14 protein-coding genes and 1 riboswitch are annotated in these 22,879 nt (G+C 66.0%); of the genes, 9 read left to right on the top strand and 5 right to left on the bottom strand.

Annotated elements, in window-relative coordinates; genetic code table 11:
- Positions 1–28 precede the first annotated feature (28 nt).
- Positions 29–631 (bottom strand): gluconate 2-dehydrogenase subunit 3 family protein, encoded by a 603-nt coding sequence (locus ABD842_RS09105; protein ID WP_345112761.1) that lies wholly within the window; start codon positions 629–631, stop codon positions 29–31.
- Between the two features lie 230 nt (positions 632–861).
- Here ABD842_RS09105 and ABD842_RS09100 point away from each other — a divergent pair, with 230 nt between their 5' ends.
- Positions 862–4,854: a T9SS type A sorting domain-containing protein gene (locus ABD842_RS09100; protein WP_345112759.1), complete on the top strand. Its 3,993-nt coding sequence runs from the start codon at positions 862–864 to the stop codon at positions 4,852–4,854.
- Positions 4,855–4,932: 78 nt separating this feature from the next.
- Here ABD842_RS09100 and ABD842_RS09095 read toward each other — a convergent pair whose 3' ends face one another.
- The gene (locus tag ABD842_RS09095; RefSeq protein ID WP_345112798.1) at positions 4,933–5,778 is read right to left on the bottom strand and encodes an SDR family oxidoreductase; all 846 of its coding nucleotides are present in this window, start codon (positions 5,776–5,778) and stop codon (positions 4,933–4,935) included.
- 433 nt (positions 5,779–6,211) lie between these two features.
- Complete coding sequence (locus ABD842_RS09090; RefSeq protein ID WP_345112757.1) at positions 6,212–7,318, bottom strand: alkene reductase; 1,107 nt, start codon at positions 7,316–7,318, stop codon at positions 6,212–6,214.
- A 200-nt stretch (positions 7,319–7,518) separates the two neighbouring features.
- Between ABD842_RS09090 and ABD842_RS09085 the strand changes: the two genes are divergently transcribed.
- Positions 7,519–9,216, top strand: coding sequence for a hypothetical protein (locus ABD842_RS09085; RefSeq protein WP_345112755.1), 1,698 nt, complete (start codon positions 7,519–7,521; stop codon positions 9,214–9,216).
- 9 nt (positions 9,217–9,225) lie between these two features.
- Here the strand turns inward: ABD842_RS09085 and ABD842_RS09080 are convergent, their stop codons facing one another.
- Positions 9,226–10,362, bottom strand: coding sequence for a PA14 domain-containing protein (locus ABD842_RS09080; protein WP_345112753.1), 1,137 nt, complete (start codon positions 10,360–10,362; stop codon positions 9,226–9,228).
- Positions 10,363–10,477: 115 nt separating this feature from the next.
- Positions 10,478–10,584, top strand: a riboswitch (SAM riboswitch).
- A gap of 70 nt (positions 10,585–10,654) precedes the next feature.
- Here ABD842_RS09080 and metH point away from each other — a divergent pair.
- On the top strand, positions 10,655–14,920 hold the full coding sequence (gene metH / locus ABD842_RS09075; protein WP_345112751.1) for a methionine synthase: 4,266 nt from the start codon (positions 10,655–10,657) through the stop codon (positions 14,918–14,920).
- 97 nt (positions 14,921–15,017) lie between these two features.
- Positions 15,018–15,974, top strand: a complete 957-nt coding sequence (gene metF, locus ABD842_RS09070) for a methylenetetrahydrofolate reductase [NAD(P)H] (protein ID WP_345112750.1) — start codon at positions 15,018–15,020, stop codon at positions 15,972–15,974.
- Here the strand turns inward: metF and ABD842_RS09065 are convergent.
- Positions 15,971–16,660, bottom strand: coding sequence for a MarR family winged helix-turn-helix transcriptional regulator (locus ABD842_RS09065; protein ID WP_135497698.1), 690 nt, complete (start codon positions 16,658–16,660; stop codon positions 15,971–15,973). The genes metF and ABD842_RS09065 overlap by 4 nt on opposite strands.
- 114 nt (positions 16,661–16,774) lie before the next feature.
- On the opposite strand from ABD842_RS09065, the gene ABD842_RS09060 reads away from it, so the two are divergent.
- From ABD842_RS09060 to ABD842_RS09040, 5 genes are all read left to right on the top strand, one after another.
- Positions 16,775–19,228, top strand: a complete 2,454-nt coding sequence (locus ABD842_RS09060) for a TonB-dependent receptor (protein ID WP_345112747.1) — start codon at positions 16,775–16,777, stop codon at positions 19,226–19,228.
- Positions 19,229–19,347: 119 nt separating this feature from the next.
- The gene (locus tag ABD842_RS09055; protein WP_345112745.1) at positions 19,348–19,827 is read left to right on the top strand and encodes a tetratricopeptide repeat protein; all 480 of its coding nucleotides are present in this window, start codon (positions 19,348–19,350) and stop codon (positions 19,825–19,827) included.
- Between the two features lie 268 nt (positions 19,828–20,095).
- Positions 20,096–20,698 carry an energy transducer TonB gene (locus ABD842_RS09050; RefSeq protein WP_345112743.1) on the top strand — a complete coding sequence of 201 codons (603 nt, stop codon included), beginning with the start codon at positions 20,096–20,098 and terminating at the stop codon, positions 20,696–20,698.
- Between the two features lie 61 nt (positions 20,699–20,759).
- Complete coding sequence (locus ABD842_RS09045; protein ID WP_345112741.1) at positions 20,760–21,293, top strand: hypothetical protein; 534 nt, start codon at positions 20,760–20,762, stop codon at positions 21,291–21,293.
- A 2-nt stretch (positions 21,294–21,295) separates the two neighbouring features.
- Positions 21,296–22,834, top strand: coding sequence for an N-acetylmuramoyl-L-alanine amidase (locus ABD842_RS09040; protein ID WP_345112740.1), 1,539 nt, complete (start codon positions 21,296–21,298; stop codon positions 22,832–22,834).
- The last annotated feature ends 45 nt before the right edge of the window (positions 22,835–22,879 follow it).

Here is a 22,879-nt window from a genome sequence, read left to right as displayed (position 1 = left end):
TTTCTATCGAATTAATAAGTAGTAATTCTTACTTACTACTTGATTCTGGCTCCCGGTCTTCCCGCTCGTTGAGGCCGATGCGGGTCCAGCCGGGCACGTCGGCCATGCCCACGTACCCGATTTCCTCCTGGGCCAGCGGGTGGGCATAATAGTTCTCGGTCAGCTCGGCCAGCAGCTCCTCGAAGAAGCGGGCGGGCGGCACGGCCTGCCAGGCTTCGCCGGGGGCCGTGCCGGCCTGCACGGCCCGGAGCACGGCATCCTGATCATCGGGGCGCAGCGCCTCAAACTCCTGCTGAAACAGTGCCCGGGCACTTTGGCGGATACCGCCCAGACCCAGGCGAAAAGCTTCCCGGTCGGGGGGCAGCGCGTCGTAGCGCCAGCCGTCGGAGCCGCCCTGGAGCAGGCGCCGGTCAATGGCCGGGGCCAGCTCGATGGGCGCGGCACGGTCGGGCTGGGGCAGCAGGCGGGCCGCCACGGCGCGGAGCAGGGCGTAGGTTTCCGGTTCGAAAAACTGCGGCTCGTAGGGCGGGGCCAGCAGGCGGGCTTCCAGTGCGGCGCGGGTGGCGGGCGTCACCAGATCGGTGGGAAGCAGGGCCCGGACCGTGCCGGCCGGATAAGAAGAATCAGGCATGGGGAGAAAGGAAGAAACGAGAAGCCGGGCAACCACTAGCAGTACTGCCGGGCTTCGCCGAAGGTTATGCAGGCGGCGCGGCCGCACCCAGGCAGAACCGCCCAAGCCGCCTTTTGTCTGGGTTGCCACCGGTTTTCCGGCGGCCGGCGAATTGCGGGGTCAGCCGGCCGCACAACTTCGTTCCTATTTTTTCTATCTTCCACACCACATTCCGCCTCACCTCACTGCGTATGAAACGACTGCTTTACTCTTTGCTGGCGCTGGGTCTGAGTCCCGCCGCCCACGCCCAGCTTGCGGGCCCCAAAACCATTGACCCCAGCGGGACGGGCCCGAACAACTACGCAACTTTCTCGGCCGCCGTGGCGGCGCTGAATGCCGGCGGCGTCGGCGCGGGCGGAGTCACGTTTCGGGTGAAGAGCGGGACGGTGTTTGCCGAGCTGCCCCCGGCTATTACGGCCAGCGGCACGGCCGCCAACCCCATCATCTTCCGCAAGGACGGCCCCGCCGCCAACCCCCGCCTCGAAGGCGCGGGCACCGGCGCCACCGATGCCGGCCTCACCCTCGACGGGGCCGACTACGTGACCCTCGACGGTATCGATATCAATGACGCAGCGGCCAATACCACGGCCGCCCAGCAGCTGGAGTACGGCCTGTGGCTGAAGGGCGGGGCCACCAACAACCTCGTGCAGAACTGCACCGTGGACCTGAACCGCACCAACCCCACCCGCACCTTCGGCGTGTTTGGGCAGGACGGCGGCAACAACGCCAACCGCTTCCTGTCCAACACCGTGCAGGACTGCTTCAACGGCTACAACCTCGACGCGGGCAGCACGCTCACCGACAGCGGCAACGAAATCGGGACGGTGCCGGGCGGAGCGCCGGGCCGGGTGCTGAGCATCGGCTACCCCACGGCGGGCGGACCCACGACGGGCACGGTGTACGGCATCTACCTGCGCAGCCAGACCGCGGCCAGGGTTTCAAATATGGACGTATCGGGCCTGAGCTCGTCGAGCGCCGTGTACGGCATCTACTCGAATGGCTCCGTTAATACGGTCGACATCCTCGACAACCGCGTGCACGCCCTGACGGGTACGGGCAGCACCTCGGCGGCCCAGGGCATCTATGTCAACAGCGGCACGCTCCACAACATCGGCCGCAACCGCACCTATGACATTGCCGCGCTGGGCACCTCGGGCTTTGCCTCGGGCATGGACATCACGGCGGGCACGACCAACAACGTGTTCAACAACTTCGTCTACGACATCCGGGCGCTGGCCAGCACGGCGGGCACCTCGGTGCGGGCGCTGAGCTTCCGCGGCGGCACCAACAACTACTGCTACCACAATACGGTGGTGCTGAGCTACACGCCCACGGCCCCGGCCAACAAGAGCGGGGCCTTCTACATTTCGGGCACCCCGGCGGTGGACTTGCGCAACAACATCTTCGTGAACCTGGTGAGCCTGCCCGCCGGCGGGGGCGGCGTGGCGGCGGCCTTCTTCAAAAGCACCGCCGTGCTCACCAACCTGGCCGCCGCCTCGAACAACAACCTGTTCTACGCCGGGCTGCCCTCGGCCGAGAAGCCCATCTTCTACGGCGTGGCCACCACCCCGGCCGTCGACCAGACCCTGGCCCAGTACCAGCAGCGGGCCGCCCCGGCCGACCAAAGCGCGGTGACGGAAAACGTGCCGTTTGTGAATCCGCTGACCGACCCGCACCTCCAGCCCGGCGCGGCGACGCAGGCGGAAAGCGGCGGCCTGAGCCTGGTGGCCGCGCCCCTGCCCGTGCCGACCGATATCGACGCCGAAGCCCGGGTGGTAGCCCGGCCCGATCTGGGCGCCGACGAAGGCAGCTTCCTGATCGTGGACTTGTCGGGCCCCAGCATCACGTACGCGGCACTGCCTAACACCGCCAGCCTGGGCAACCGCAGCCTGAGCGTGGTCATAACTGACCTCAGCGGCCTGGACAACACCGCTTTCGGGCCGCGGCTATATTACAAAAAGAGCACCGACGCCAACGTTTTCACGGCCCCCAACAACGCCCCCGGCAACGGCTGGAAGTGGGTGCCCGCCGGCCCGGCGCCCACCACCAGCTACACCTTCACCCTCGACGTGAGCAAGCTGCGCAGCGCCCCCGCCCCCGGCGACGTCATCGAGTACTTCGTCACGGCCCAGGATCTGGCCACGCCGCCCAACGTGAGTGCCTCGCCCGGCCCGGGCTTCGCCGCCACCTCCGTGGCCAGCATCAGCAGTGCCCCGACCCCGCCCGGCTCCTACCGCATCCTGGGTCTGATCAGCGGGGTGAAAACCGTGGGCATCTCCGCGGCCGCCGACTACCCCACGCTGACGGCCGCGGCCACCGCGCTGAGCAACAATGAGCTGAGCGGGGCCCTCATCCTGCAGCTTATCGACCTCACCTACCCCACCGAGACGTTTCCCATCACCCTGGCGGCCAACCCCGGCTCCAGCGCCACCAATACCGTGCTGATCCGGCCGGCTCCGCTGCGGGCCGTAGCCCTGACGGCCAATACCCCCACGCCCCTGCTTATCGTGGAGGCCAGCAACGTGACGATTGAAGGCGCTACGCCCGTCGGCAACAGCGGCTCGCTCAGCCTGGCCAACGCGGGCACGGCCGCCAGCAGCGGCGTGGTGTTCGTGACGGGCGCCAACGTAACCCTGCGCGGCCTGGAGCTGCGGGCGGCCAGCCCGCTTACCGCCTACGGAGTGGCCTTCAGCGGCGCCACCGACGGAGCCGTGCGCCAGTGCAACATTGCCCGCACCGCCACCGCCATTCAGGCCCAGGCCAGCTGCGTGAACTTCGTGGCCGCCGGCAACGTCATCGGCAGCACCGCGGCCGCGGATAAAGTCGGCAGCAGCGGTATCGTGGTGCTGGCCACCACGGGCTTTGCGGTGAGCAACAACACCATTGCCGGCGTGACGCGGGCCACCAGCCCGGCCGTGGCCGGCGTGGTGGTGGGCACCACGGCCGTGGACGGCATCGTCAGCGGCAACCGGATCCGGGACGTGGCGCACACCGGCACGGGCACCACCAACAGCTTCGGGGCCACGGGCATCCGGCTGTCGGCCACGGGCAGCAATGCCAATATTTCGGTGGTCAACAACTTCATTTCCGACATCGTGAGCAGCGGCGACAACGGCGTGGCCTTTACGCCCCACGGCGTGTATATGAACGCGGGCGGCGGCTACAAGCTGGCCTACAATACCATTCGCCTCACCGGCAACCTGGCCGAGGGCACGACCCCGGTGTCGGGGGCCGTGACGGTCAACACCGGCGTTACGGACGTGTCACTGGTCAACAACCTGCTGGTGAACGAGCAGACGACCACGGCCGCCGGCGGCAAAGCCTACGCCCTGTATTCGGCCCCGGCCACCTCCCCCCTCACCGCTTCCGACAACAATGCCTACTCGGCCCAGGGCCCGCAGGCCACGCTGGCGTACCTGAATGGCGCCGACCGGCCCACGCTGGCGGCCCTGCGCACCGCCACCGGCCAGGATGCGGCCAGCCTGGTTACCCGGCCCGTGTTTGTGCTGACGACGCCCGGCGACCTGCGGCCCGTAACCAATGCCAACTGCAACCTCGACGGCCGGGCCCGCGCCCTGTCCAACGTGCCGACCGACATCACCGGGGCCACCCGCAACGCCGCTACCCCCGACATCGGCGCGTTCGAGTTTGCGGCCTCCGCCCGCCCGGCCCCGGCCGCGGCCAATCAGGTCGGAGTTTTCGGCCAGGCTATTCCCAACCTGACGGCCGCCACCACCAGCCCCGGCGTGGCCGTGTGGTACGGCAATGCCGCCCTGACCCAGCGCCTGTTTGCCGGGCCCAGCTTCGCCACGGGCCGCACGGCGCTGGGCACCTACACCTACTTCGTGGTCGACTCGCTGAATGCCTGCGTGAGCCCCGCCACCCCGGTTACGCTCACTATTCAGCAGGGCACGGCCACGGTGGCGGCCCTGCGGGAGCTGAGCGTTTCGTGCTACCCCAACCCGACGGCCGGCCCGCTGACGCTGGCCGTAGCCGGTCCGGCCCGCCTGCTCGACCTGCAGCTGCTGGACGCCCTGGGACGCCCGGTTTTGCGGCAGCAGGTCCGCCATGCCGGCGGCGCCACCCAGCATCCGCTTGATCTGCAGGGCCTCGCCAAAGGCATGTACCTGCTCCGCCTCAGCACCGAAGGCCAGACTACCGGCCGCCGCATTGTGGTGGAGTAACGGGCAGACTATTCGCAAAAAAAGGGGCGGCTCCATTGCGGAGCCGCCCCTTTTTTTGCTTTCAACGACCTGGCCAGGCTACTGGTCGGAGCTCATTTTGCCACCCGTGACGTGGACGAGGCTGCCGGTCATGAACGAGCCGTCCTGGGAAGCCAGCAGCACGTAGGCGGGGGCTATTTCCTCGGGCTGACCCGGGCGGGCCAGGGCTACTTCGTGGCCGAACTTCTCGATTTCGGCCCGGGGCATGGTGGCCGGAATGTTGGGCGTCCAGACCGGGCCGGGCACCACGCAGTTTACCCGGATGCCCTTCTCACCCAGGTACTGGGCCAGGCTCTTGGTCAGGGCGTGAATGGCCGACTTGGAGCTGGCGTAGTCTACCAGAATCGGGATGCCCGTCAGGCCCACGATGGAGCCGGTGTTGATGATGCTGTCGTCCTTTTTGAGGTGGGGAATAGCGGCCTGGGCCATCCAGATGTAGCCCAGAATGTTGGTGTCGAAGGTGCGGCGGATCTGCTCCTCGCTGATGTCCTCAAACTTCGCCTGGCTCATCTGGAAGGCGGCGTTGTTGACCAGAATATTGAGCCCCCCCAGCTCGGCAAGGGTGCGGCGTACGGCCTGCCGGCACTGCTCCGGGTCGCGCACATCGAGCTTGAGCAGCAGGCAGCGGCGCTTTACCTTCTCAATCCGCCGCTGGGTTTCCTGGGCGTCCACGTCGTTTTCGTTGTAGAGCACGGCCACGTCGGCGCCCTCCAGGGCGAAGGCAATGGCTACGGCCCGCCCGATGCCGGAGTCGGCCCCGGTGATGAGGGCCACCTTGCCGGTAAGCTTGCCGGCGGCTTTGTAGTTGGCAAAGTCGGTGTCGGGCTGCAGCTTCATATCGGCCTGCCGGGCGGGGTAGGGCAGCTTCTGGGCCGCCTGCTTCATGTCCTTGGCCGTGGGGCGGGTTTCGGGCTTGGCAGCGGGAGCGGCTTTCTTGGCGGGGGCTTTGGCAGCGGTGGTTTTGGCGGCAGCGGCGGCTTTTTTGGCGGGCATAGCGAAGCAGTAAGGAGTAGAGCCTTTGCTTACGCAAAATCCCGGGCGGCAGCCAAACCCGCCGCCGCCGGCCGCCCGATTTTATTGCGCCCGTCCCCGGCCGGCCGACGGGCACCCGTCGTTGTCACACCAAGCCGGTTTTTTTTAAAAAGTGTGACAACCCGTGTCACACTAAGTCCCGTTTTTTCAAAAAGTGTGACAGCCCGTGTCACACTTTTTTTTATTTTTTCCATTTATGTGACAAGCTACCGGGCTCCGCTAAAACGACAATTCCCGGCCCGCCAACTGGCAGACCGGGGATTCGGCTACGGGGTTCAGCCCCGGCTTAGGCCTTGGCTTTGGCCTGCGCCAGCACCGGGTAGTCGGTGTAGCCTTCGGGGCCGGGGGTGTAGAACAGGTCGGGGTTGGGCTGGGCCAGCTCGGCATCCTGCTGCATCCGCGCCACCAGGTCGGGGTTCGAGATGAAAGGCCGGCCGAAGGTGATAAGGTCGCCCTTGCCGCTTTGCAGGTCGGCCTCAGCCCGCGGCTTGTCGTAGCCCCCGCTCAGGATCAGGGTGTTGGTAAACCGCTCCCGGATGCCGGCCACCAGCTCCGTCGGCACTTTGGCCCCGCCCATGCTGGAGTGGTCGACGAGGTGCAGGTACACCAGCCCCAGCTGTTGCAGCTGCTCGGCCAGATACAGGTACTGCGCGTCCAGGTCGTCGAAGGGCTTCAGGTCGCCGGCCTGGCTGTAGGGCGAGAGGCGGATGCCCACCCGCTCGGCCCCGATGGCGGCCACAACTCCGGCGGCTACTTCCAGGGCGAAGCGGCTGCGGTTTTCGAGGCTGCCGCCGTACTCGTCGGTGCGCTGGTTGGCGGCCGGGTTCAGAAACTGCTCAATCAGGTAGCCGTTGGCGCCGTGCAGCTCCACGCCGTCGAAGCCGGCTTCGATGGCCAGCCGGGCGCTCTGCACGTGCTGCTGCACCAGCTCTTTCACCTCGGCCGTCGTCAGGGCGCGGGGCGTGGGCTGGGGCTGCATCTGCTCCTGGTCGGTCCACATTTCGCCGGCCGCGGCCAGGGCCGAAGGCGCGACCATCTCGGCCCCGGCCGGCAGGTTCAGGGGGTGGGAGATGCGGCCCGTGTGCATGAGCTGCACGAAAATATGGCCGCCTTTGGCGTGTACCGCGTCGGTTACCAGCTTCCAGCCGGCCACCTGCGCGGGGCTGTACAGGCCCGGAATCCGGGAGTAGCCCAGCCCGTTGGCCGCGGGCGACGTGCCTTCGGTGATGATGAGGCCGGCGCCGGCGCGCTGGCCGTAGTAAGTAGCCATCAGCGCGTTGGGCACGTTGCCCAGGGCACGGCTGCGCGTGAGCGGCGCCATTACCACGTGGTTTTTAAGCGCAATGCCGCCCAGGCGGGCAGGCAGAAAGAGCAGGGATTGGGTCTGGGACATAAGGGAAAAGAGTAAACGCCGGAGCCCGCCCCAACCGGGGCGGGCCACCTGCCCATTGGGCAGATGCGGGTATAAACCGCGCCGCGGCCGAAAAGTTGACGGCGGCGGACCAGCAGCCCGCCGGGAGTTTGGCCCGATAGCCGGCCGGCTGCTACCTTCGGCCCGGCCCCGGTTGCGGGCCGCCGCGTATTGCTGCCTCTATGCCCCACAAGCTGCCCTGGCCCCTGCTCAATCGTGTGGCCTTCGGGCTGGCCGTGCTGCTGCGCTGGGCCCACGAGCTGGCCATGCCCCCGCTCACCCGCGACATGCAGACCCAGACCGAAAGCGCCGTCAACCTGCTGCGCGGCCACGGCATCAGCCTGGCCCGCGCCAACTGGCTGGATTTGTCGGCCCCGGTTTTTGAGCCGCTCAACCTGTGGCCGCCCGGCTACGCCTGGCTGCTGGCGGGCCTGCTGCGCGGGGGGCCGCCGGAAGTCCTGGCTGCTACCCAGGCCACGCACTGGGCCGGGCTGCTGGGGCTGCTGCTGGCGTGGTGGTACCTGCTCAAGCCGCTGCGGCGCGACCTGGCGCCCTACGCGCCGACGGTTGTTTTCCTGTTCTGGGGCCTGAGCAACGCGCCCTTTCACCTGCTGTTCGGTACCGATCTGCTGGCCCTGGCCTGCTATTCGGGCGGACTGGCAGTGCTGTTCAACTTACTCACCCGGCCCGCCGGGCAGCGGCACCAGCTGCTCGGGGCGGCGCTGCTCATGGCTGGACTGGGCTTCGCGGCCTGCCTTTTCCGGTTTGCCTACTACCCGCTGGCTTTCTTTCTGCCGCTGGCGCTGCTGCTGTTCGGCTGGCGCTGGCGGCCCCGGCTGGTGCGGCCGGCGCTGGCGGGGCTCTTGTTTTTGGTGGCGCTCATTTGCGGGCTGCTCCTGTATCAGGCCCGCGTGGCGGGCGACGCTTACTACATCACCAAGTTCTACACCCAGCTCACCACCGAGCCGGCCGGCGCCGCCACGCTGGGGCTGTACTGGCACCACCTGCTGCAGTTCGACCCGGTTTTGTACCACAGCTTTTTCTCGAATGAGCTGGACTTCAGCCGCCTGCCCACGGGCGCGGGACTGCGGACAGCCGCGGTGCTGCTTGTTTCGGCGGTGGTGGCCACGGGGCTGTGGCGGGGCTGGCGCCGGGTGGGGCGGGCGGCCCACCGCCGGGGCCGGCTCTGGCCCACGCGGCCGGTGCTGTTTCACCTGCTGGCGGGCGGCACGGCCCTGCTCTGCGCCGGGCTGCTGACGGCTATTTCCCTGCGCTACCCCGCCGCGCTGGTCGGCTGGTTTGCCGGGGGCCGCTGGACCTACGTGGCCGATACGCGCTACTTCCTGCCGGCCTTTATGAGTATTTCCGCAATGGTGCTGGTCGTAGCAGTGAGCCGGCCCGCGCTCCGGCCCGCCGGGTTGCGCGCGGCGGTGCTGGGGCTGCTGGCGGCGTCTTTGCTGCTGGCGGTGGCCACGCGCGGCCGGCGCACGGCCCGGCTGCTGCTGACCGAGCCGGCCTTTTCCATCGACAAGGCCCCGGGCCGGCCCGCCGACGTGGCCCGCCTCGACCGGCTGCTGCGCACCGCGCACCCCGGCCAGCCCATCATCGTGGGTCGCAACTACTACAACAAGCGCGTCGAAATAGCCGCCCGCCTGGCCGGCCACGTCATTCTGGACGTCGACTCCCTGCTGGCCCACCAGCCCCTGCGGACCAGCCAGCCGGTTATGATGCTGTTCGACCTGAACCCGAACACGCCGCCCACCCCGGCCGTGGCCGATTTTCTGCGCCGGCACCACGTCCGGCAGCGCCTGTGGCTGCCGGCGCTGGGGGCCGATATTCTGAGCTTGGAAATCCTACCCGGCTCCGCCGGCCGGCCTTAACCCGCCGGCTCACTGCACCACCACTTCCACCCGGCGGTTGCGGGGGCGCTGCCCGGGGTCGTGGTTGTCGGCTACGGGACGGGTGCCGCCGTAGCCGCGGGCCGTGAGGCGCACCGAGTCGATACCCTGCTGCACGAGGTACTGCCGCACGGTGCGGGCCCGCTGCTCCGACAGGCGCAGGTTCAGGGCCGGCTCGCCCACGTTATCGGTGTGGCCGGCAATTTCCAGGCGCAGCGCGGGCCGGGCGCGCAGGGTGCGGGCCAGCTGGTTCAACAGGGGGCGCGAGGCGGGCAGCAGGGTGGCAGTGCTTTGGGTGAAATACAGATTGGTCAGCGGCACTACGGCACCTTTACGCAGGGTGGCCAGGTCGGGCACCGCGGTGGTGAGGCTATCGGCGGCGGGCAGCGCGGCGCCGCGGCGGGGCAGCACTGGCCGCCGGCGCGGCGCCGGCTTGGCTCCCCGCGAGACGGTGGGCCGCACGGTGGGCCTGGACGCAACCCGGGACGGGGGAGCGGGGGCCGCGGCCGGCGCCGTCGGAGCGGCCGGCCGGGCAGTGGCGGGAGCCGAAATCGGGCGGGCGGAAGGCGGCAGCGTGGCGTAGAGGCTGGCCGTCGGGATGGGCCGGGGCTCGGCCGCTGCACCAGGCTGCTGCCAGGTGAGCTGGGCGCGGGTATCCCACTGCACCTGGCAATATTCTACCCGCAGCGGATAGTAGCGGCCGCCGGTAAGCTGAATTTCGGCGGCCGACTCGGTGGCGACCTGGTCGCGCCAGGCGCTGAGAATTCTTTTGCCGCCCAGCCACACCCGCATGCCGTCGTCGTTGAGAATGCGGAACGTGTAGCGGCCCGTGACGGGAATGTAGATGTGCCCCAGCCAGCGCACCGAGAAATACTCGGGCGGCACACCGGGCCCCGGGGCCGCAAAGGTGCGCCCGGCCGGACTGGGGCCCTCAATGGTCCAGTTGAAGTCGATGGTCGGATCAACGCGGGTCAGCACGAGCTGCCCGAAGTTCTGGCCGTCGTAGTAGTGCCCGCGCAGGCCGTCGCCGGGCGTGGCGGGCCGCGGCTGCGCCCGCAGCCGCCCGGCCAGCAGCAGCAGCAGCAGCAGCGTGGCAAGCAATAGCCGGAAGCGGAGACGACACAGCATGAGCAGCAGCTAGCGGAAACGCCCGAATTAGGGGTAATATTCCAAACGTAACAGATAACGCGCGCCCTCGGGCCAAAATTGGATTCCGGAGTTTCCTGCAGTATCTTCGTGATGTTACTTATCCAGAAAGACCGAGGGACTGGGCCCGACGACGTCTTGGCAACCTGCTACACAAGGTGCCAACTCCCATTTCGGCGTTTCGGCGGCGAATAAAGATAAGTACCGGACTCGCCCTTGCGCGGCTCTTTCTGGATAGGCTTTTTGGTACCGCCTCATTAGAAGAGAAGCCGCTATGCAACCGACGCTCCGCCCCGACTCCCCGCTTTACGCTATTCTGCAGCAGCGCATCCTCGTGCTCGATGGCGCCATGGGCACCATGATTCAGCGCCACCCGCTGGAAGAGGCCGACTTCCGCGGCCCGCGCTTCGCGGATCATCCCAAGCCCCTGCGCGGCAACAACGACCTGCTGAGCCTGACCCGCCCCGACATCATCCGCGGCATCCACCACGACTACTTCGCCGCCGGGGCCGACATGGTGGAAACCAACACCTTCAGCGGCACCACCATCGCCCAGGCCGATTATGGTTTGGAGCATATCGTATATGAGCTCAACTTCGAATCAGCCCGGATTGCCAAAGAGGTAGCCGACGAATTCACCGCCCGCGAGCCGCACAAGCCGCGCTTCGTGGCCGGGGCCGTGGGGCCCACCAACCGCACCGCTTCCCTGTCGCCCGACGTGAACCGGCCCGGCTTCCGCGCCGTGACCTTCGACGAGCTGGCCGCGGCTTACCTGGAGCAGGTGCGCGGCCTGATCGACGGCGGCTCCGACACGCTGCTTATCGAAACCATCTTCGACACGCTCAACGCCAAGGCCGCGCTGTACGCGGTGCAGAAGTTCTTCGACGAAGGCGGCAAAGTGGTGCCGGTCATGATTTCGGGCACCATCACCGACGCCTCCGGCCGCACGTTGTCGGGGCAGACGGTGGAAGCCTTCTGGAACTCCATCAGCCACTTACCGCTGCTGAGCGTGGGGCTGAACTGCGCTTTGGGCGCCGACCAGCTGCACATCTACGTCAGGGAGCTGAGCCGGATTGCCGACGTGCATATTTCCGCCTACCCCAACGCCGGCCTGCCGAATGCCTTCGGCGGCTACGACGAGTCGGCCCAGGAATTCGCGGCCGTGGTCGAGAATTACCTGAAGGAAGGCATCGTGACGGTGGCCGGGGGCTGCTGCGGCACCACGCCCCAGCACATTGCGGAGCTGAGTAAGCTGGCTCAGCGCTACGCGCCACGCCCACTTCCTCAGCTCCGCAATGCGCAATTAGTAATTAGTAATGAAGAATTAAGAATTGCCGACGACCAGCAAGCCGACGAGCCAATTACTACTTCTCAATTACTAATTACTAATTCAAGCGCCACGCGCTTGTCTGGTCTGGAGCCCTTCAATATCTACCCCGACAGCCTGTTTGTGAACGTGGGCGAGCGGTGCAACGTGACCGGCTCCCGGGCCTTTGCCCGCCTGATCCGCACCGGCTCCTACGAAGCCGCCCTGCAGGTGGCCCGCGACCAGGTGGAAGGCGGTGCCCAGGTGCTCGACGTGAACATGGACGAAGGCATGCTCGACTCGGAGCAGGCCATGACGACGTTTCTGAACCTGATTGCCTCCGAGCCCGACATTTCCCGGGTGCCGGTGATGATTGACTCCTCGAAGTGGACCGTGCTCGAAGCCGGCCTGAAGTGCGTGCAGGGCAAGAGCATCGTCAACTCGATTTCGCTGAAAGAGGGCGAGGACGTATTCCGGCAGCACGCCCGCACCGTGCGCCAGTACGGCGCCGCCGTGGTGGTCATGGCCTTCGACGAAACCGGCCAGGCCGACACGTTTGAGAAGAAAATTGCGGTGTGCAAGCGCAGCTACGACATTCTGGTGAACGAAGTGGGCTTCCCGCCCCAGGACATCATCTTCGACCCCAACATCCTCACGGTGGGTACCGGCATGGAGGAGCACCGCAACTATGCCCTCGACTTTATCGAGGCCGTGCGCTGGATCAAGGCCAACCTGCCCGGGGCGCTGACTTCCGGCGGCATCAGCAACATCAGCTTCTCCTTCCGCGGCAACGACGTGGTGCGCGAGGCCATTCACTCCAGCTTCCTCTACCACGCCATCCGCGCCGGCCTGGATATGGGCATCGTGAACCCCAGCCAGCTGGCCGTGTACGACGAGGTGCCCAAAGACCTGCTCGAATTGGTGGAAGACGTGCTGCTCAACCGCCGCGCCGACGCCACCGAGCGGCTGGTCGACTTCGCCGAAACCGTGCAGCAGAAAGGCAAGGTGGAAGTGGTGGCCGACGCCTGGCGCAGCCTGCCCGTGGCCGAGCGGCTGCAACACGCCTTGGTGCGCGGCATCACCGAGTTTATCGACCAGGACACCGAGGAAGTGCGCCGGCAGGTCGGCCGGCCTTTGGAAGTTATTGAAGGCCCGCTGATGGCCGGCATGAACGTGGTCGGCGACCTGTTCGGGGCCGGCAAGATGTTTCTGCCCCAGGTGGTGAAGTCGGCCCGGGTGATGAAAAAGGCCGTGGCCTACCTGGAGCCCTACCTGCTGGCCGACAAGCGCGGGCAGGAGCGGCAGACGGCCGGCAAAATCCTGCTGGCCACGGTGAAAGGCGACGTGCACGACATCGGTAAGAACATCGTGGGCGTGGTGCTGGCCTGCAACAACTTCGACATCGTGGACCTGGGCGTGATGGTGCCCCTGGAGCGGATTCTGGACGAGGCCGTGAAGCAGCAGGTCGACATCATCGGCCTCAGCGGCCTGATTACGCCCAGCCTCGATGAGATGGTGTACGTGGCCCAGGAAATGGAGAAGCGCGGCCTGAAAACGCCCCTGCTCATCGGCGGCGCCACCACGTCGCGCCTGCACGCGGCCGTGAAAATCGCGCCCAACTACTCCGGCCCCATCGTGCACGTCCACGACGCGTCCCGCTCGGTGGGCGTGGCGGCCAGCCTGCTCGGCTCCAGCGCCGAAGCCTACGGCCGCACCGTGCGCGACGAGTACACCAGCCTGCGCCAGGATTACGCCAGCCGCCAGCGCGACAAAAACTACCTGCCCATCGAAGCCGCCCGGGCCAACGGCTTTAAGGCCGACTGGGCTACCGCGCCCATCACCAAACCCACGTTTCTGGGCACCAAAGTCCTCGACCACTACCCGCTGGCCGAGCTGGCTGAGTACATCGACTGGACGCCGTTTTTCCACACCTGGGAGCTGAAGGGCCGCTACCCGCGCATCCTGGACGACGCAACCCTGGGCGAAGCCGCCACCAGGCTTTTCGCCGACGCCCAGGCCATGCTGCAAAAGGTCATTGCCGAAAACCTGCTCACTGCCCGCGCCGTGGTCGGCTTCTGGCCCGCCAACACTGTGGGCGCCGACACCATCGAAATCTACGCCGACGACCAGCGCCAGCAGGTGACAACCGAATTTTTCACCCTGCGCCAGCAGGGCGAGAAAGGTCCGAACGTGCCCAACCTGGCCTTTTCCGACTTCCTGGCCCCGAAAGAGTCGGGCCGCGCCGACTATATCGGCGGCTTTGCCGTGACAGCCGGGCTGGGCATCGAGAAGCTCATCGGGCAGTTTGAGGCCGACCACGACGACTACTCCAGCATCATGATCAAGGCCCTGGCCGACCGGCTGGCCGAGGCCTTTGCCGAGCGCCTGCACCAGCGGGTGCGTGAGGAGTTCTGGGGCTACTCGGCCGGGGAGAAGCTAACCAAGGAAGAGCTGATTCAGGAGCAATACCGCGGCGTGCGGCCCGCCCCCGGCTACCCCGGCTGCCCCGACCACACCGAGAAAGTCACCCTGTTTCAGCTCCTCGACGCCGACCAGCAGACCGGCATCACGCTCACCGAGAACCTGGCCATGTACCCGGCCTCCTCGGTCAGCGGCCTGTATTACGCCCACCCGGACTCGCGCTACTTCGGCCTCGGTAAAATCGGCAAGGACCAGGTGACCGACATTGCCGGGCGCAAGAATATGCCGGTAGCGGAGCTGGAGCGGTGGTTGTCGCCGAATTTGAACTACGAGGTGGCGAGTAGTGCGCCTCACCCCCCGGCCCCCTCTCCGAAAGAGGAGAGGGGGAGCCAGACGACAACGCCAGCTGCCGAGCATTTTTACCCGCCGGATAAAGTTCTTACGGCCGATAAGCGGCAGTACGGCAAGCTGGACCTGAAAGGACGAAGCCGGGAAATGCGGCAGCAGCCCACGGAAGCGGAAGAAGTGCTCTGGCAGGCGTTGCGCGACAATAAGCTGGGCTCGAAGTTTCGCCGCCAGCACAGCATTGACCGTTACATCGTGGACTTTGTCAGCATTGGCTCCAAGCTGATTGTGGAGGTGGACGGCGACGTGCATCAGCAGTCCGATCAGGCCGCTTATGACCAGGGACGCACGGCCTTGCTGACGGAACTGGGCTATCAGGTTCTGCGCTTTCCCAACGAGCAGGTAACTCAGCGCCTTCCCGAAGTGCTGGCGGCTATTAAAGCCCTCCTGCCCGTTTCTGCCAACTAACTCTTTACTCTTGTCTGCAATCAGCCGTCTGGCACCCCCTCTCCTCTTTCGGAGAGGGGGCCGGGGGGTGAGGCGTCCAAGTCGCGCCACCACGACCATGAAAGTAACCGAACACCTGTCCCGCGCCGACGGCAAAACGCTGTTTTCCTTCGAAGTGCTGCCGCCCCGCAAGGGCGAGAATATCCAGACGCTGTTTTCCAATATCGAGCCGCTGCTGGAATTCAAGCCCCCGTTTATCGACGTCACCTACCACCGCGAGGAGTACGTGTACCGCCAGCACCCCAACGGCCTGCTGGAGAAGAAGACCGTGCGCCGCCGGCCCGGCACCGTGGGCATCTGCGCGGCCATCAAAAACCGCTTCGACGTGGACACCGTGCCCCACCTGATCTGCGGGGGCTTCTCGAAGGAGGAAACCGAAAACGCCCTCATCGACCTGCACTTCCTGGGCATCGACAACGTGCTGGCCCTGCGCGGCGACCCGATCAAGAGTGAAGGCCACTTCAAGCCCGAGCCCGACGGCCACGCCTACGCCTGCGACCTGATCGGACAGATGGCCAACCTCAACAAGGGCGAGTATCTGGATGAGGAGCAGGATGATACCTGGGCCACCAACTTCTGCATCGGCACGGCCGGCTACCCCGAAAAGCACTTTGAAGCCCCCAACTACGGCGCCGACCTGCGCTACCTCAAGCATAAGGTCGACCGCGGCGCCGAGTACATCGTGACCCAGATGTTCTTCGACAACGAGCAGTTTTTCAGCTTCGAAAAGCGCTGCCGCGACGCCGGTATCACCGTGCCCATCATCCCGGGCCTGAAGCCGCTGACTACCAAAGGCCAGCTGACCATGCTGCCCCGCTCCTTCTACCTCAACATTCCGGAAGCGCTGGCCGAAGCCGTGCACCAGGCGCCCAACAACGAGGCGGCCCGGCAGATTGGCATCGAGTGGTGCGTCAACCAGAGCAAGGAGCTGATGGCCCACGGCGTGCCCTGCCTGCACTACTACTCCATGGGCAAGTCGGAATCCATCCGGCGGGTGGCGGCGGAGCTGTTCTAAACGGCCGGCGTTTCGGCCGGGGCGGGCGGCAGCTGCTGCAGGAGCTGCTCGAAGCTTTCGGCCCGCGGGCCGGCATAGATAGGATGGTGAAACGCGTCCAGCTTTTGCAGCAGATATAAAAGCTGGGCCCGCTCGGCGGGCGTCAGGTCGCCGGCAATAAGCTGGGCCGCCTGGTCCATCGGCCCAAATACCCGCCCGAGCACCTCCATGCCCAGAGCGGTGACGGTCAGCTGCTTGCTGCGGCGGTCGGTAGCGTGGGCCTGCTCGGCCACCAGGCCCCGCGCCAGCAGGCGTTTGATAACCTCGGTGCCGGAGGCCTTTTCGTGCATGTTGCGGGCAATCAGCTCCGTTTTCGACAACGGCTGGTGGCCAAATACGGTAGCCAGGTAGGCAAAGTCGTCGGGCGTAAGCAGAGGCGTGCCGGCCAGACCCAGCCGGATGTAGGCCCGGGCGTAGCGGTTCATGAAGATAATCAGCCGCCCGATGTCCGCCTCCGGCGACATTGGCGGGGCTGCTGCTACTGCGGCTTCCTGCGCACTGGTCGGCAAACTGTTCGGGACGGGAGCCGTGCGCGCGTGCAGCCACGCGGCAAAGCTGGCCAGGTCGGCGGGCGCACCGCGGGTGGGGCGCAGCCGGTCAAATTCCTCGACCTGCTCCAGTAGCTGCTTTAGGAAGGAATAATTCATGCGTAGCGAGGTAACCAGCGGGCTGGGGAAAGGTATGAAAAAATTCTATTTAGTTTTAAAACATATTAATCGTCTTTAAGTTTGTGTGATATAACACTAAAGACTGTTTTTGCCATGCGACTTTTCTACGCGCTTACTTTGCTGATGCTGAGCATTGGCAGCCTCAGTTTTGGCCAGAATACGGGCGTCCTCAGCGGTACCATCCGCGACCGGGCCACCCAGCAGCTGCTGCCCGGCGTGACGGTGGCGCTGGAAGGCACCAGCCAGGGCACGGCCACCGACGAGCAGGGCCGGTTCCGGCTGGCAGACATCCCGACGGGCAGCTACAACGTGCGCGTCTCCTTCGTGGGCTACGAGCCGCTGCTGCGCGCTAATACAGTCATTACCAGCGGCAACGCCAACATCGTGAGTCTGCAGCTGGCCCCGGCGGCGCAGGCCCTGGGCGAGGTGACCGTGACGGCCAGCCGCGCCATTCGGGTGGCCACGGCCGAAACGCCGCTGAGCGTGCAGCGCCTCAACGTGGAGGAAATCAAAAGCAACCCCGGCGGCAACTTCGACATTTCGAAGGTGGTGCAGGTGCTGCCCGGCGTGGGCGGCGGCGGCACGGGCGGCACCGCCGGCTTCCGCAACGACATTATTATCCGGGGCGGCGCGCCCAACGAAAACGTGTATTACCTCGACGGCATTGAGGTGCCCGTCATCAACCACTTCCAGACCCAGGGCAGCGCCGGTGGGCCGGCCGGCATGCTCAACGTGAGCTTTATCGAGGACGTGACGCTGAGCACCTCGGCCTTTGAGGCCCGCTACGACAACACGCTGAGCAGCGTGCTGCAGTTCCGGCAGCGCGACGGCAACCCCGACCGGGTGCAGGGCAACGTGCGCCTGAGCGGCACCGAAGTGGCCGGGACGCTGGAAGGGCCGCTGGCCCAAAACACCACCTTTCTGGCTTCGGTGCGCCGCTCCTATCTGCAGGTGCTCTTCAAGCTGATTGACTTGCCCATCCGGCCCGACTATTGGGACTCGCAGTTCAAAATTACCACCAAGCTTGGGTCCAAAACCACGCTTACGGCGCTGGGTCTGGGCGCCCTCGACCACTTTGAAGTGGCCGTGCCCCGCAAATCGACGCCCGAAAACACGTACTCCATCCGCAACACGCCCACCATCGACCAGTGGAACTACACCGTGGGCGTGAGCCTGCGGCAGTTGCTGGAGCGCGGCTACCTGAACCTGGCCCTGAGCCGTACCCAGCTCAGCAACCAGGCCGATTTCTTCGAGGGCGGCACCGAGTTTGCGGGCGACGAAAGCCGGCGCGTGTTCCAGACCCGCTCCGGCGAAACCGAGAACAAGCTCCGCCTCGACGTGAACCGCAGCCTGGGCAAGTGGCAGTACGCCTACGGGGCCGTGGGCCAGCTTATCGAGTACGACAACCGCTACTTCAACCGCCTGCGCCAGGCCGTGCTGAACCCCGACGGCTCGGTGCAGCAGCCGGCCGTGAGCGTGCAGTTCCAGTCCGACCTGCAGTTTGCCCGCTTCGGAGCCTTTGCCCAGGTAACGCGCCCCTTCCTGACCGACGACCGCCTGACGCTCTCGGCCGGGCTGCGCGCCGATGGCAACTCCTTCACCGAGGGCGGGGCCAACCTGCTGCGCACCTTGTCGCCGCGGGTGTCGGCCTCCTACGCGCTGGCTTCGCGCTGGAACCTGAACGCCAGCATCGGGCGCTACTACAAGATTCCGCCCTCCACCCTGCTCGGCTTCCGCGACGCGGCCGGCCAGCTCGTGAACCGGCCCAACCGCTACATCGGCAGCACGCACTACGTGGCGGGGCTGGAGTTTCTGCCCAGCGCCAGCCGCCGCTTCACGGTGGAAGGCTTCTGGAAGCAGTACAACCACTACCCGGTGAACACGCGCGACGGGATTTCGCTGGCCAACCTGGGCGGCGACTTCGTGGCCCTCGGCAATGAGGCTGTCACCAGCACCGGCCGCGGCCGGGCCTTCGGGGGCGAGTTTTTCTTTCAGCAGAAGCTGACCCGCAACCTGTTTGCCGTGACGTCCTACACGCTGTTCCGGAGCGAGTTTACGGGCCGCGATGGGCGCTACAAGCCCTCGGCCTGGGATACGCGCCACCTGGCTTCGGTGCTGCTGGGGCGCAAGTTTGGGCGGGGCTGGGAGCTGGGCGTGAAGTACCGCCTGGGCGGGGGCTCCCCCTACACGCCCTTCGACGACGCGGCCTCGCAGCAGAACTATCTTACCATCGGACAGGGTGTGCTCGACTATAGCCGCCTGAACACCCAGCGCCTGCGCACCTTTCAGCAGCTGGACCTGCGTGTCGACCGGAAAATCAACCTGCGCCGCCTCACCTTCGACCTCTACGCAGACGTGCAGAACGTACTGGCTCTCAAGGCTCCCGCCGCCCCCAGCTACACCTTCCAGCGCACCCCCGACAACAGTGCCTTCGTCACCACCGATGGCCAGCCCCTGCGCCCCGACGGCTCCAACGGCGTGCCGTTCCTGCTCGATAACAACAGCACCCTGGTGCTGCCCACCATCGGCTTCATTGTTGAGTTTTAACCGTAGCCCTGGCCTGGACGCAGGCAGCGGCGGCTACCGCAGTGTCTGGTGTGGGAAAACGGAAGCGGCCGAGGGCGCGTAAATGCCAGCACTCCTCCATCTCCTTACCTGCTCCGCCGTTGGCTGCACTCGATGACTTATTTGCCCAGCTGCGCCTGGCTACGGTTCCGGCCGAAATAGAGGCCCTGCAGAACGGCATCTGGCAGCTCTGGCTCGAAACCGGCGACCCGGCCCTCGACAAGACGCTGGAAGTGGGCATGCGCGCCCTGGCCGCCGGCGACTATACCCCGGCCATCCACAGCTTTTCCGCCCTCGTCACGGCCCGGGCCGATTTTGCCGAGGGCTGGAACAAGCGCGCCACGGCCTACTACCTGCGGGGCGAGTACCGCGCCTCCCTGCTCGACATTGCCGAAACCCTGCGCCGGGAGCCCCGGCACTTTGGCGCGCTGGCCGGCTGGGTCACCATTCTGCGCATGCTGGGCGAAGACCGTAACGCCCTGCGCGTGTTGCTCCGGCTGGAGCGTATCTGCCCGCAGCTGCCGGACCTGCAAACCCAGCTCCGCGACCTGCGCGACCGGCTCGACGGCGCCAGTCTGTAAGCAGCAGTGATTTTGTCAGTTGCGGGAATAGTTGTAAATTTCCCCTACCAAAGGTTTGGCCCTCCCCGTTGAGCACAGTGCTTAATGTGTTATACCTTTGTAGCTTACAATAGATCATCGGCAGATAAGCTTCATTGTTGAGCTTACCAAAATATGATTTATCGTATAAAATATTTTGCCGAGCCCAAACAACTGGGGCAAGTAATTGCCTTCGCGTGCCTCCTGAGTAATTGTACTGCCCTTTCCGCCCCAAATTCCCACAGTGATGATGAAACCCCTACTCCTCGGCCTGCTGGCCTTTGTGCTGCTGCCCTTGTGCGCCCAGGCCCAGCGCATGCGCACCACCGAATTTGAGAGCGGCATGCTTGAGAAGGGCAACAAGGTGGGCGTCTGGGAATATTTTGCCCACACCCGCGACGGGCGGCAGGTATCGGTGCAGAAGTACGACCACACGGCCAGAAAGCTGGTCTTTTACCGGCCCATCGAGGATATTCCGTACCAGGTGGAGCTGGGCCCCGGCGAGTGGACCCGCAGCCGCGTCGACCAGCCCCCGCTCTTCATCGGCGGCGACCCGGCCCTGGCCAGCTACACGACCAAGCTGGTGTATCCGCCGGCGGCTCAGGAGCGCAACCTGCAGGGCAAAGTCCTCATTGCCGTCACCATCGACACGCTGGGCCGGGCCTCGAACCATAAGCTCCTGATGAGCGTGGGCGGCGGCTGCGACGAGGAAGCCATGCGCGTGTGCCGCGCCATTCCCGACCAGTGGATTCCGGCCCGCAAGGATGGCCGGGCGGTATCCGTTGTGTATGAGCTGCCGTTCACGTTCCGCCTGCAGCAGGCCCCGGCCGTCATCACCAGCGGCCTGCGCTAGGTCAGCCCCCTTTCGCCGGGCCCGGCTAATCCTGACCGGGCCGGCTTACGTACACGGCTGCATGAAACGATCTAGCCTGTTCCTTTTGCCGCTGGCGCTGCTGGCCGCCCCGGCGCTTACCAGCTGCGACACCACGCCCCGTGAGCGGCAGGAGATAGTACGCAACGAAGCCCGCAACCTCGACAGTCTGGCGGACCGCACGGCCGCCACGCTCAAAAACGCCGGGCGCCGCGCCGCCACGTTCGACTCGGTTTCCCGGTCCCGCAACCGGCAGCCGCTGGACAACACCAGCCTGGAAACCTTCAACGCCGAGCTGCTAGGCATCTTTTCGGGCATCGAACAGCTTACCCCCTCCACTATTGAGCCCGCCTACAAGCAGTTTCTGCAGCAGGTCCGGGCCCGGCGCAAAGCCTGGACCCAGCGCGACTGGGATTATGCCACCGCTATCTACAAGCGCCTGAACGCGCGCCTGAATGCCGTCCGGCTCGACGTGAAAGGCCGCAACGAGCTGCATATCCGGGCGCTGCAGGCCGAGTTTACGGCCATGGAAACCAGCCGCGACGTGAAAGACCTCGGCCAGGCCGTTAAAAACTAGCCGTGCCTTTCGCCCCCATCAAAGCCCCGTTTCATCCACGGGGCTTTTTGCGTCTGCTGGCGCTGGTCGGCCTGCTGCCCATCATGGCCCGGGCCCAGAGTCCGATTGAAAGTGCCGAGACGGTGCCCGCCGTCGGCCAGTGGCTGCAGCCCGGCGACCGGCTGCAGGTGCGGCTGAAGGGCCGGCCAGGACAGCGCGTCAGCTTTCTGAACGGCCAGCCGATGACGGAGCTGGCCCCGGCCCTTACCAAAGGCCAGCGCGGCATCTATCAGGGTACTTATACAGTGCTGCCCGGCGATACGCTTCACGACCGGCCCATTGCGTTTCAGATGCTGCGCCCCGACAGTATGGTGCTGGCCGCGGCCGTCAGTCGCACCAAAGTGCGGTTTATGAGCCTGAATGAGCCTCAGCTGGCCGTTACTAAGGGCGCGCTGGTCTATCTGAACTACGGCCTGGGTGAAGACCGCCTCGGCGGGGCCAAGATGGGCTACCTCGACTCGTTGGTGGTGCTGCACATTACGGGGCTGGTGGGCAGCCAGTACCGGGTGCGGCTGGCCGAAAACCAGCAGGCCTGGGTACCCCGGGACGTGGCGCGCCTGCTGCCGCCCGGCGGCTTCGTGCCCGCCTCCCTGACCGGCTCCTGGAGCGTAGCCGGCGACTCGCTCTACGACTACGTCCGCGTGCCGCTCGAGGCCCGCCTGCCCTACCGCTCCGAGCTGCTGCAGAACCCGACTACCCTCGTCGTGGACGTGTTCGGGGCTACGTCGAACACCAACTGGATAACCCAGCGCGACGGAATCCGGGAGGTGGGCGACGTGCGCTACCAGCAGCTGCAGCCCGACGTGTTTCGCCTGATCATCCCGCTGCGGCACGCCCAGGCCTGGGGCTACAGCATCGGCTACCGGGGCAACACGCTGGTCATCAAAGTAAAGCGGCCACCGGCCCGCCTGCGCCTGCGCGGCATCACCGTCGCCATCGACGCCGGGCACGGCGGCGAAAACGTGGGGGCCACCAGCCCCGGCGGCAGCCAGGAAAAAGACCTCACGCTGGCCATTGCCCGGAAGCTGCGGCAGGAGCTGGAGCAGGCCGGCGCCCGCGTGCTGATGACCCGCGAAGCCGACGTCACCGTGGACAACGGCGACCGGGTGCTGCGGCTGCGGCAGCTCAACCCGGATTTGCTGGTCAGCATCCACGTCAACTCCGCAGGCAGCCCCACGGTGCAGGGCACAAGCACCTATTACCGCTACGCCGCCTTCCGCCCGCTGGCGCTGGCGCTGTACCAGGAGATGCGCAAAACCGGTCTGCAGGGCTTCGGCAACGTGGGCAGCTTCAACTTTGGCCTGAATGGCCCGACCGAATACCCCAACGTGCTGGTCGAAACGGCTTTTGTGTCGAACCCCGGGGATGAGAAGCGGCTGCTGGACCCGCAGTTTCAGCAGCAGCTGGCCGAGCGGATGCGGGCGGGCCTGGAGGAATTTCTGCGCGCCAGCCGGGCCCCGGGGCTGCGGGGCTGGCTGCGGCAGGCGCCGGCCGAGCAGTAACAGGCCGGCTTGCTATAGCTATTTAGCAATATTTATTCATGCGCC

This window comes from Hymenobacter algoricola (assembly GCF_039539525.1).
Lineage (GTDB): Bacteria > Bacteroidota > Bacteroidia > Cytophagales > Hymenobacteraceae > Hymenobacter > Hymenobacter algoricola.
This window is presented reverse-complemented; position numbering and strand designations above follow the sequence as displayed.

Bases quoted from the DNA above. Each gene is read 5' to 3' on its own strand.
- ABD842_RS09105 (WP_345112761.1), bottom strand. From the start codon at position 631: ATGCCTGATTCTTCTTATCCGGCCGGCACGGTCCGGGCCCTGCTTCCC.
- ABD842_RS09100 (WP_345112759.1), top strand. From the start codon at position 862: ATGAAACGACTGCTTTACTCTTTGCTGGCGCTGGGTCTGAGTCCCGCC.
- ABD842_RS09095 (WP_345112798.1), bottom strand. From the start codon at position 5,778: ATGAAGCAGGCGGCCCAGAAGCTGCCCTACCCCGCCCGGCAGGCCGAT.
- ABD842_RS09090 (WP_345112757.1), bottom strand. From the start codon at position 7,318: ATGTCCCAGACCCAATCCCTGCTCTTTCTGCCTGCCCGCCTGGGCGGC.
- ABD842_RS09085 (WP_345112755.1), top strand. From the start codon at position 7,519: ATGCCCCACAAGCTGCCCTGGCCCCTGCTCAATCGTGTGGCCTTCGGG.
- ABD842_RS09080 (WP_345112753.1), bottom strand. From the start codon at position 10,362: ATGCTGTGTCGTCTCCGCTTCCGGCTATTGCTTGCCACGCTGCTGCTG.
- metH (WP_345112751.1), top strand. From the start codon at position 10,655: ATGCAACCGACGCTCCGCCCCGACTCCCCGCTTTACGCTATTCTGCAG.
- metF (WP_345112750.1), top strand. From the start codon at position 15,018: ATGAAAGTAACCGAACACCTGTCCCGCGCCGACGGCAAAACGCTGTTT.
- ABD842_RS09065 (WP_135497698.1), bottom strand. From the start codon at position 16,660: ATGAATTATTCCTTCCTAAAGCAGCTACTGGAGCAGGTCGAGGAATTT.
- ABD842_RS09060 (WP_345112747.1), top strand. From the start codon at position 16,775: ATGCGACTTTTCTACGCGCTTACTTTGCTGATGCTGAGCATTGGCAGC.
- ABD842_RS09050 (WP_345112743.1), top strand. From the start codon at position 20,096: ATGAAACCCCTACTCCTCGGCCTGCTGGCCTTTGTGCTGCTGCCCTTG.
- ABD842_RS09045 (WP_345112741.1), top strand. From the start codon at position 20,760: ATGAAACGATCTAGCCTGTTCCTTTTGCCGCTGGCGCTGCTGGCCGCC.